General features: G+C 68.7%; 10 protein-coding genes. 1 reads left to right on the forward strand and 9 read right to left on the reverse strand.

The features are described from left to right. The first annotated feature begins 80 nt into the window (after positions 1-80). Positions 81-1,127, forward strand: coding sequence for an ATP-dependent DNA ligase (locus M3G03_RS06345; protein ID WP_259808835.1), 1,047 nt, complete (start codon positions 81-83; stop codon positions 1,125-1,127). Here the strand turns inward: M3G03_RS06345 and recN are convergent. The 9 genes from recN to M3G03_RS06390 form a co-directional block, all read right to left on the reverse strand. Further along, positions 1,100-2,821: a DNA repair protein RecN gene (gene recN / locus M3G03_RS06350; protein ID WP_259808836.1), complete on the reverse strand. Its 1,722-nt coding sequence runs from the start codon at positions 2,819-2,821 to the stop codon at positions 1,100-1,102. The two genes, M3G03_RS06345 and recN, sit on opposite strands and share 28 nt — an antisense overlap. Before the next feature lies 1 nt (position 2,822). Next, entirely contained in the window at positions 2,823-3,701 is an 879-nt protein-coding gene (locus tag M3G03_RS06355) for an NAD kinase (protein ID WP_259808860.1), read from the reverse strand. Between the two features lie 108 nt (positions 3,702-3,809). After that, positions 3,810-4,568: a TlyA family RNA methyltransferase gene (locus tag M3G03_RS06360; RefSeq protein WP_259808837.1), complete on the reverse strand. Its 759-nt coding sequence runs from the start codon at positions 4,566-4,568 to the stop codon at positions 3,810-3,812. Then, a complete protein-coding gene (locus M3G03_RS06365) occupies positions 4,565-4,753 on the reverse strand; it encodes a hypothetical protein (protein WP_259808838.1) in 189 nt (62 codons plus the stop codon). Before M3G03_RS06365 ends, M3G03_RS06360 begins: the two co-directional genes overlap by 4 nt. Continuing rightward, positions 4,746-5,432, reverse strand: coding sequence for an energy-coupling factor transporter transmembrane protein EcfT (locus M3G03_RS06370; protein WP_259808839.1), 687 nt, complete (start codon positions 5,430-5,432; stop codon positions 4,746-4,748). The genes M3G03_RS06365 and M3G03_RS06370 overlap by 8 nt, the downstream gene beginning before the upstream one ends. After that, the gene (locus M3G03_RS06375) at positions 5,429-6,136 is read right to left on the reverse strand and encodes an energy-coupling factor ABC transporter ATP-binding protein (protein WP_259808840.1); all 708 of its coding nucleotides are present in this window, start codon (positions 6,134-6,136) and stop codon (positions 5,429-5,431) included. The genes M3G03_RS06370 and M3G03_RS06375 overlap by 4 nt, the downstream gene beginning before the upstream one ends. Further along, positions 6,133-6,726: a biotin transporter BioY gene (locus M3G03_RS06380; RefSeq protein WP_259808841.1), complete on the reverse strand. Its 594-nt coding sequence runs from the start codon at positions 6,724-6,726 to the stop codon at positions 6,133-6,135. Before M3G03_RS06380 ends, M3G03_RS06375 begins: the two co-directional genes overlap by 4 nt. 56 nt (positions 6,727-6,782) lie before the next feature. After that, positions 6,783-7,772 (reverse strand): HAD-IIA family hydrolase, encoded by a 990-nt coding sequence (locus tag M3G03_RS06385; RefSeq protein WP_259808842.1) that lies wholly within the window; start codon positions 7,770-7,772, stop codon positions 6,783-6,785. Then, complete coding sequence (locus M3G03_RS06390) at positions 7,769-9,202, reverse strand: tetratricopeptide repeat protein (RefSeq protein WP_259808843.1); 1,434 nt, start codon at positions 9,200-9,202, stop codon at positions 7,769-7,771. Before M3G03_RS06390 ends, M3G03_RS06385 begins: the two co-directional genes overlap by 4 nt. Positions 9,203-9,337: the final 135 nt, after the last annotated feature.

A 9,337-nucleotide genomic window follows, 5' to 3' on the forward strand; every position in this document is an offset into this window, starting at 1 on the left:
CTCCCTCGCACCGCAAGTCACCACTGCGCGAATGTTCCACCCCGCTGGGCAGCTGGGGCGGTTCATGAGAGCATGCACTCATGCGACTGCCCATTGAAGCGCCAGTGGCACCCATGTTGGCCCGTCTCGTCGACGACATCCCTTCACAGGACTCCATTCCCGGCGGCTACGTCTACGAGCCGAAGTGGGATGGTTTTCGGTGCGTGGTGCTGCGCGACGGCGACCAGCTGGAGCTGGCCAGCCGCATGAACCGTTCCCTGAACGCCTACTTCCCCGAGGTGGTCGAGTCCCTGTGCCAGACCCTGCCGGACCGTTGTGTCATCGACGGTGAAATCATCATGCCCTTCGGCCCCGAGGGTTCCCAGCGCCTCGACTGGGACGCCCTCTGCGAGCGCATGCATCCCTCGCTGCGGCGGGTCGCTCGTCCCTCGGAGCAGCACCCGGCCCACTTGGTGGTGTTCGACGTGCTTGCCCTGGGTGATCGTGACCTCACCGACGAACCGCTACGGACGCGCCGGGCTGTGCTGGAGGACATCTTCCTCACCATCCCGGACAGCTCCGGCCTGCACGTCACGGCCCAGACCGCGGACGCCGAGAGGGCACGCGAGTGGTTCGACCAGTTCGAGGGCCACGGCCTGGACGGCATCATGGTCAAGGAGTGCGAGAGCAGCTACGAGTTCGGCCGGCGGAGTTGGCAGAAGGTCAAGCATAACCGCACCGCTGAGGTGGTCGTGCTGGGCTATCGGCGGACGCCCCGGCACCGCGGCGTGGGGCGTGTGCTGCTGGGCCTGTACGGGTCCGATGACGAGGCGCTCTACTACGTCGGGTCCGTCGAGCACCTCACCGCGGGCCAGCGGGTGGACATGCTGCAGGAGTTCGCCGGCCTCGAGATCGCTGAATCCCGGGTGGACGTGATCGGGCTCTCGCCGATGAACTCAGTGACCCAGCCGACGATCTTCCTGCGCCCTGAGTTGGTGATGGAGGTCGAGTTCGACCAGTTGGAGGGACGCCAGTTCCGCCACCCCGCCAAGTTTCGTCGCTGGCGACCGGACCGTGATGCCCACTCCTGCCGAGTGGACCAGTTGGGCGTGGGTTCGGCCTACGACCTGGCGACAGTCCTCGACTGAGGCGCTGCGCCACCGGACGACTGAGCCTCAGCCAGGAGTTCTCGGGCATGCTCCCGTGCGGCCTCAGCCTTGTCCATGCCGCCCATCATGCGAGCGAGCTCGGCTTCGCGCTCGGCGCCCTCGACCAGGCTCACACCGCTGGCGGTGACCTCGCCATCTGACTGCTTGTGGACGACGTACTGCTGGTCGGCGAAGGCAGCCACCTGGGCGAGGTGGGTCACCACCAGCACCTGGGAGTGTTGGGCAAGCCGAGCCAGGCGTCGACCCACTTCGAGCGCGACCGCGCCGCCGATACCGGAGTCGACCTCGTCGAAGACGAAGGTATGATCCTGCGCGTCTCCGGCCAGGATCACCTCCAGGGCGAGTCGGACGCGCGAGAGTTCGCCACCCGAGGCGACCTTGCCCAGCGGTTGCGGCGGGCTGCCGGCGTTGGCGGCAAAGACCAGGTGCACGCTTTCTGCCCCGTGCGGGCCGGGTTCGGGGAGCGGGTCGAGCTGGAAGCCCAGCCGGGCATGCGGCATGGCCAGCGCGGACAGTTCCACGGTGACAAGTTCAGCCAGCCGCTCGGCTCCCTCGCGGCGGGTCGCGGTGATCCCTGCTGCGGAGCGGTCCAGTTCCTGGGTGAGTCGGGCAACCTCCGCTCGCAGGTGCCCGATACGTTCGTCGCTGCCCTCGAGTTCGCCGAGGCGGAGGGCTGACTCCTCCGCCCACGCGAGCACCTCGTCGATGGTGGTCCCGTACTTGCGGGTGAGCCCGGCCAGGGCTGCCTGCCGAGCCACGACGGCCTCGAAGCGGGCCGGGTCGGCCTCCAGGTCCTGCCGGTAGGAGGCGACATCGGCGGCGAGGTCACTAACCAGGACCAGGGCCTCCTCCACTCGGTCCGAGAGATCACGTGCAGTTGCGTCCAGGTCGGCGAGGGTGGACAGGGTGCGACGTGCTGAGCCGACCAGTCCGACGGCCCCGGGCGCTTCCAGGTCACCCTCGTCGCTGCCGCTGATCTGGAGCGAGGCCTCCTCCGCGAGGCTGCGCAGCTGGTCCAGGGAGGCGAGCCGCGCGGCCTCGACCGCCAACTCGGAGTCCTCCCCCGGCTGGGGGTCGACGCCGGAGATCTCCTCCAGCCCATGGCGGAGAAGGTCGGCCTCGCGGGCACGCTCCATCGATCGCTGGACCAGATCGTCGAGTTCAGCCTGCAAGGTACGACGGCTCTGGTGGAGCTCCTGGTGAGCGGCGAGCGCCTGCAGGTGGTCTGCCCCGCAGAAGCGGTCCAGAACATCGCGCTGGCGTTCGCTGCTGGCCAGTCGGACCTGTTCGGACTGGCCATGAATCGTGGCGACGGTGGAGGTCAGGGCACCGAGCCCACCAATCGTTGCCTGGGCGCCGCCGACGACGGCACGCGAACGACCCTGGTGGCTGACCTGACGGCTGACCAGCAGTTCGCCGTCCTCCAGGTCGCCACCGAGTTCCTCCACCAGAGCCGGCTCAATGCCCTCGAAGCGGCCCTCGACGAGGGCACGGTCGCTGCCATGGCGCACGACTCCGGCATCCGCGCGGCCACCCAGCAGCAAGCCGAGGCCACTGGTGACCATCGTCTTGCCCGCACCTGTTTCGCCGGTGAGGGCGATCATGCCGGGACCGAGGTCGATGCTCGCCTCCGCGATCACACCGAGGTTGCGGATCCTCAATTGGCGGAGCATCTCAGCCCCGCCAGCCCTCGACGCTCAGGTCGAACTTCTTCACCAGACGCGTCGTGAAGGGCTGTTCGGTGAGTCGCGCCAGGCGCAGCGGATGGTACCCGCGGCGCACGGTGACCAGGGTGCCGGGGGTGACGTCGACCGTGCGCCGCCCATCGCACCAGACCACCCCTCCGGACAGATTGTCCCCCTGCAGCGCGACGGCGACGTGGGAACCCGGGCTGAGCACCATGGGGCGGGCGAACAGCGCATGGGCCGATAGCGGGACCAGTTCGATGGCCTCGACATCGGGCCACATCACCGGACCACCAGCGCTGAAGGCGTAGGCCGTGGAGCCGGTGGGTGTCGAGACCAGGACGCCATCACACCCCCACCGGGAGATCGGCCTGTCGTCGACACTGACCAGGACCTCGAGCATGCGTTCCCTGGCCGCCTTCTCCAGGCTGACCTCGTTGATGGCGAAGGACTCCCAGAGGGTGTGGCCCTGGTCATCACTGACGGTCACCCATAGTGTCAGGCGTTCCTCCACCGCGTAGCTGCGCTCGAGGACTCGTGTGGTCAGCGAGGGCAGGTCGGATCGCTCGAGTTCAGCCAGGAAACCGACGTGCCCCAGGTTGACGCCCAGCAGCGGCACCTCTGCCTCGTGCGCCCACTCGGCGGCACGCAGGATGGTGCCGTCGCCACCGAAGACCACCACGAGCTCGACGGTGTCGTCCAGGTGCTCACGGACGCGAAGGGCGCCTTCCTCCACGAGTTCGGGCAGCCGGCTGCTGACCCGCTCCCACTGCTCGGGGGCGACCACGCACATGGCCTCCTGGGTGGTCACCTGCTGGATGAAGACGAGGGCGGAGTAGAGGGCGTCCTCGCGCCAGGGGTGCACCATCACCGCCAGCGTGCGCTGCGTCGTGGATTCCACTCTTGCCTCCCCTTCTGCTCGTCCGCGCTTCCTCGGCGGGGCGGACCGTTGTCACCCTACTGGGATGCTCCGACCTTATCGGTGAGGCTGTGGACGGCTGAGCGCCAGGAAGAACTCCTGGTTCCCATGCGTTCCCGTGATCGCCGCTGGTTCACCGGCCACCACCTGCCAGCCCAGGTCGGATGCCTGCGCCGCCACGCGGTCCACCGTTTCCTGCTGCAGCACAGGGTCGGTGACCACCCCACCCGGCCCCAGCAGTTCTCGCCCCACCTCGAACTGGGGCTTGACCATGAGGACGGCCATTCCCGTGGGTGTGAGGACCGACAGAAGTTGCTCAAGCAGCATGGTGAGCGAGATGAAGGAGACGTCGCAGACCACCAGGTCGACCGGGCCGGGCAGGTCGGCGGGGGTGAGGTGGCGCAGGTTGAAGCCTTCGACGACGTGCACGCGGTGGTCAGCTCGCAGGCTGGGGTGGATCTGGTCGTGGCCCACGTCGATGGCGTGGACCAGGCTGGCGCCGCGCTCGAGGCAGACCTGGGTGAAGCCGCCTGTGGATGCCCCAGCGTCCAGCACCACCGGGTGATCCGCGAACAGCTTCCCGCCGGGGTCAATGGCGTCCAGGGCTGCATCGAGCTTGTGCGCTGCCCGGCTGACCCAGCGCTCGGGCTCGACGACGAGCACCTCGTCGGCGGGGTGGATGGGCTGACTGGCCCGCACTGCCGGCGTCCCGTTGACGTGCACGCGGCCCTGGGACACCAGGCGCTGGGCACGGTTGCGTGAACTCACCAGACTGCGCTCGACGAGCGCGATGTCGAGGCGGACGCCGGCTGTCACTGCTGTTGTTGGGGTCTGGGCATGGGGTTGGGGTTCTCCAGGACCGAGGCCAGCACTTCCTGCACGTGGCTAAGGCGAGCGTGGTGGTCGGCAGCGTCATGCTGGTGGATGTCGCCGAACTCGGCCAGTGCTGCGTCCACGCGGTGGTTGCCGGTCTGGGGAGCCGGCGGGAGCTGCTCACTCATGGTCTGGGACTCTACCGCCACGGACTCCATCCTCTGGGATGCGCCTCTGGGGGGACCTGGGGGTGCCGGCGTCGCCGAGGCCACGAGCACCCAGTGCCTCGCCGGTCCGTTGGGCGTAGTAGACCGCATCCACCACGACGGGGGTGACCCGGGCGAAGAGGTTGCGTTCGATGCCCCGAGCTCGCGCCGCCTCCCCCACGCGACTGAAGGCGTCAGCCAGGTAGGGCACTGACCTCAGCATCACCATGGCGGCCAGCCCGAAACGTTCCGCGCCGATCCCCACCCAGTCCAGCGGCCTGGCCAGCCACACCATCGCGTCGACGAGGTCCATCATCGGCGTGGTCAGCGTGATGACTCGGCTCAGCAGCAAAGATCCGATGATGATGCACGCGGTAACCAGCGCTTGGACCCGGCTCCCGAAGAAGAAGGGGTAGGAGCACACGAAGGCGACCATGAACAGGAACAGGGGTGAGATCAGGAAGGCCCGGCGCCAGGGAACGCGGCTGGCCACCAACAGGACCACCGCCAGCACGAGCAGCCCCAGCCCCGCGGGTACGGTGCGGGTCCAGGCAGCCGCCAGGATGACCAGGCTGATCGCGGTCAGCTTCGGCAGTGCCGGGATGCGATGGACCCAGGAGCCAGTGGGGGTGTGCACCCCGAACAGCTGGTGGTGGTTCACAACCCGCCCAGCATTCGTCGACGGTACTCCTCGATGGCCTCATTCGGATTACCGTCGTGCACCAGGCGTCCTTCGTCGATGACGAGGACGCGATCTGCCGTGGCGGCGAAGTCCAGGTCGTGGGTGGCGACGATGAGCTGCTGGTCCAGGGCGGTGAGGGCGTCGATCACCTCGCGGCGGTTGCGCAGGTCGAGCAGGGTGGTGGGCTCGTCGGCGACGATGATGCTCGGCTCCACCGCCAGCACCGTGGTGAGCGAGACCAGCTGGCGTTCCCCACCGGACAGGTCGTAGATGGAGGACTCGGCCACCCGCCCCAGGCCGCGGGCGTCCAGAAGCTGGCGGGCGGCAGCACGACGGACGCTGCGGTCCCTGATGCTGGACCGCAGGCTGAGCTCGATGTCATCGGCCGGAGTGGTCATGACGAGTTGGTGCAGCGGATCGGTGAAGATGAAGCCCACCTGTCTCCGCACCTTGGCGGCGTCCTTTCGGGTGTCGAGGCCGTTGACCTCGACACTGCCACGAGTGGGCGCGGTGAGCCCGTTGAGCAGACGCAGGAAGGAGGACTTGCCGGAGCCGTTCGCGCCGACCACGGCGATCCGCCGCTCCCCCAGGTCCAGGCTGAGCGGGTGCAGGATGGTGCGGCGCACCATCCTGCCGGACTGTGCGGTCTCGACGGTGATGCCCGCTTCACGGAGGCTGATCACTCCTCGACAACATCCCCGGGACGCGCTGCCAGCAGCTGCGGGAAGGCCTTGTGCACTGCCACGGCGATGACGGCGGCTGCGGCCAGCTTGATGCAGTCGCCCAGCCAGAACAGGGCGTCCGCCTTCATGGCCTTGCCGTAGGCCATCGGAACGTTGCGGGCGATACCGGCCGCGCCGATCGGGAAGATGACCAGGAAACGGCCGAGGATCGCAGCCACCAGGAGCAGTGCGGCGCGCAGGCCGGTGTTGGCACGACGCACGATGAGCTGGGCGCACAGGCCGACGAAGCCGGCGAAGATCGGGAAGGCGATCAGGTAGCCGGCGGTCGGGGTGCCGAGCACGGCCACGGTGGAGGCACCCCGGGCAAACACTGGCAGGCCGGCAAAGCCGACGAGCAGGTACAGCAACGTCGCGGCGAAACCCCGCCACGGGCCAAGCACCATCCCGGCCAGACCGATCGCCAGCACCTGAAGGGTCAGCGGGACGCCGGTACCCGGCATCGGGAGGGTCACCACGGAGAAGACGACGATGAGGGCAGCGAAGACGGCGATCAGCGCCAGGTCCATTGCCGGGTTGCGGTTGGCACGCATGGGGCTCCTGAAGGGCTGGAAGGGACAGCAGGACAGCCTAGTCCCCTGTCCCCCGCTCAGCGAAGCGCGTCCAGCCGGTCGAGGGCCACGCCGGCGTCAGCCTTCGTGCGCCAGACCAGGTTCGCCACACACCACAGGGCATCCAGCTGCCCGTCCCGGTCGACGGGAACGTGGTCGAGGGCCACTTCGCCGCCCTCGACGCGGGCGCTGGCGCCGTTGCAGGTGGCGGTGTGCGCATCGGGGAATTCGACGACACGGGGTGGCTCCTGCAGGGCTGCCAGATCGTACCCCACGTGGGTGGGGCGACCCTTGGCCGGGGCTCCCACCAGGTCGCGCTTGCCGTGCGCCCCGGTGAGGACGAGCAGGGAGTCCATGCCGACGCCGACCGCCCCCATGATGTCGGTGTCGATGCGGTCACCGACGAACAGGGGACGCTGGGCACCCAGGCGGGTGATGGTCTCCTCCATCAGGGGTGCATACGGCTTGCCGGCGATCGTCGGCTCGGCATCGACCGCGGTGCGGACCAGTCCCATCAGCGCACCCGCGCCGGGGACCAGCCCCTTGTCGGTGGGGCGGGTGGAGTCGGTGTTGGAGACGTACCAGCGGGCGCCGTTCTGGATTGCGTGGCAGGCATCCTCCAGCCGCGGCAGCGTCATCTCGGGGTCGTAGCCCTGGACGACAGCGGCCGGGTGGTCGGCGCTGGAGTTCACCACGGCCAGGCCCACCGCCATGACCTCGTCGCGCAGGGCCCGTGTGCCGGTGACCAGGACTGGCGCCCCCTCGGGGAGTTCGCTGGCCATCAGCCGTGCAATGGCCTGGGCGCTGGTGACCACGTCGTCCACACGTGCTTCGACACCCAGCTCGGTGAGGTGGTCGGCGACGGTCTGCGGGGCGCGGGCGGCATTGTTGGTGACGAAACCGACGCGGACGCCCTCCTCCCTCAGGGTGGCGATCGCCTCGGCGGCGCCGGGGATGGCCTGGGGACCGAGGTAGACCACCCCGTCAAGATCGAAGAGGGCGGCGTCGTAGGCGCTGATCAGGCTCACTCGTGATCCTTCTGGTTGTCGATGTCGATGGGGTCGGGGGTTGACGCTGTGGATTCGCCCTCGTTGGACCCGCCAGCAGCGTCCCCAGCCGAACCTTCCGAGGACTCCTCGGCGGGCGGCTCTTCCTCCTCCTCGATCATGGCGAGGATGTCGACGTCCTGCTCCACACCTGCAGAGACCCCGAGACGAGCGAGACGGACTGGCGAATCGAGCAGTTCCTCCTCGTCGAGTTCCATCGCACGCTGGAATCGACGGATCGCCTCGGCCTGGTGGCCACGACGTTCGTGGAGGTCAGCAGAGGTGTAGAAGAGTCGGGCGAAGGCCTCCCTGGGGCCGCGACGGGTGTTCAGTGCCTGGTCGACCAGGCGCAGCGCTTCATCCACCTGACCCAGATCGGCCCGTGCCCCCGCCTCGACGATCACCATCTCCAGCTGCATGGCAGGGTCGAGCTGCTGGGATGCAGCGTCCTTCGCGAGCTTGAGCGCTTCACGTGGACGCCCCAGGGCGCGCTCGCAGTCGGCCATCACGGGAAGGTAGTCGGCGGCCCCGCCCATGCGCTGGAGCGCACGGTACTCGGAGAGGGCCGTGGCCCAATCACCAGCCGCGTAGGCGGTTTCGGCGGTGGCCTCCCGGACGATGGGTAGCCGGGCTGCGCGTCGGCGTGCTGCGTGGGCGTGGGCGAGCGCCAGCTGTGGGTCGTCGTCGATCAGCTCGCCGGCCATCACCAGGTGGGCCGCCACGATGGACGCCAGGTCCTTGGGCAGTCCTCGGAGTTCGGCACGCACGGCACGCGGAAGCATCTTCTCGTCAATGTCCGTGGGGGTTGGTGGCTCGTCGGCACGGCGCTGCAGGCCCGGGCGGACCTGACGCTCCTCCTCGCGGATCTCCTCACGGGAACGATCGTCGCGGCGCCCACCGAAGCGGCGATCATCGCGTGCACCCAAGGAACGACGGTCGTCGCGACCGCTGTCGAAACGTCGGTCATCGCGGCGCTGGAACCTGGGGCGATCCTCCCCACCCCGGTCATCGCTTCGACGGTCCTCGCGACGCTCAAACCGGGAACGATCCTCGCCCCGCGGACTGTCACCGTCACGACGCGGACGGTACTCACGCGGGCGATCCGAGCCCCACCGGTTGTCACGGGCGTCCCTGGATCCGCCGCGCTGTTCGCTTCGGCCGCCCTCTCGACGATCGCCCTCACGCCGATCTCCGTCCCGGCGCCGATCCTGACGACCATCACCATCCCCATCACGGGACGGGCGCGCACCGGAACGGCTGAAGCCGCCCGAACGTCCACCCGAGCGGCCGCCGGCACGCTCGCCGGACCTGCCGCCAAGCCCGGGGCGGCCGCCCCGTCGTCCGCCGCCACGTCCCAAGCCGTCCCCGGACCGTCTGCGGGAATCGTCCCGGCCATCACTGTCGTCGATCATGCTGTCCATCCTGCCCTAGTCCCGAGACTCCCACGAATCATTGCGCTCCATCCCCATCGGTGGGCGCTCCACCGTCTCGCACAGCCAGATCAGGATGAAATGTTCCTGAAACAGAAAATTGCCCCCCGCAACACA

The organism is Aestuariimicrobium sp. p3-SID1156 (genome assembly GCF_025144225.1).
GTDB lineage: Bacteria > Actinomycetota > Actinomycetes > Propionibacteriales > Propionibacteriaceae > Aestuariimicrobium.